The sequence below is a fragment of the Psychromonas sp. SP041 genome, assembly GCF_000470315.2.
Lineage (GTDB): Bacteria > Pseudomonadota > Gammaproteobacteria > Enterobacterales > Psychromonadaceae > Psychromonas.
Genome location: NZ_CBRF02000095.1, coordinates 1 through 1,042, shown reverse-complemented (window position 1 = coordinate 1,042; position 1,042 = coordinate 1). Strand labels below are relative to the sequence as shown.

The following is a 1,042-nucleotide window of genomic DNA, read 5'->3' as shown; positions in this document are numbered from 1 at the left end:
AGGCTCTGTTGTACTTAAGTGTTGTTTGTATTTATTCTGTTAATTTTAAAGTGCGCATTCAACCCATACCTGTTCAGAATGCTCTTTATTTTGTGCCATAAAACGAAACCAACTTAGGTAATTCTCTAAATAAGCGGTGCCTACGCCACAAAATCGCTTAAGCCAAGACTTCCAGCGCATCATATAATTATTTAATGTTTGAATATGATATACGCTTTCAATAACACGTTGATTATCCAAACCAATTAATCTTTTATGATCAATGTTCAAGCCTTTGGCAATGCCTATGTAGGATATATTACCATCTGTGCACAACACGGAACCTTCTGAGATAATAGGGGTTAAAACGGCCTCAATATTTTCTTTTGTGTTATTTTCGATAACCTTGTGCACTATATTTCCAGATCTATCTAATACCATGATAATAGGGACTTGAGGGATATTGCCACCACCTCGCTTTCGGGCTGGTCTACAAATTTTTCTTTTGCCTTTAAAAGACTCTGCAATAAAAGTTTCATCGGCTTCAATAATTCCATGTAAATTAGAGGGGGTTATAGCCTGAGGTTGCTTTAAGAAAATATGACGCCATCGAAAAGCTGTTTTAAGGTTGATATCTAAAAGGGAGGCAGACTTTCTGAGTGAAGTGCCGTTCCACATTAAATTAGAGTAATTAATCCATTTTTCTGGTTTTCTCATACGGTAGAAAGGTGTTGAAAATAGAGCATTAAAGGTCTTTGAACAAGCCTTGCATCTAAAGCGCTGAATGCCTTGCCTAGTGACTCCCCACTTATTAATAAGCTCAGAGTCACAATAAGGACAACTGCAAACACGATCTTCATGCTCTGCTATTGCTTTACCAATTTGATTATTTGAGATGTTATTTTCAACCTCATGCCGTAGCTTTTTAAGGTCAGGGTAGTTTAGGTTGGTAACTTCTTTGAGAATGCCTTTTAGTTTATTGTTGATCATAGCTACACCTTGAATTTCAAAGTAATGATAACTAAATATTAAACCATCAACACCAAACTACAACAGAGCCATA

The 1,042-nt window shown here is 36.3% G+C and carries 1 protein-coding gene; it reads right to left on the bottom strand.

Translation table 11 applies throughout. The features are described 5' to 3' along the window. Window positions 1–45 precede the first annotated feature (45 nt). Entirely contained in the window at window positions 46–969 is a 924-nt protein-coding gene (locus SP041_RS20685) for an IS1595 family transposase (protein ID WP_025565956.1), read from the bottom strand. Window positions 970–1,042 lie beyond the last annotated feature (73 nt).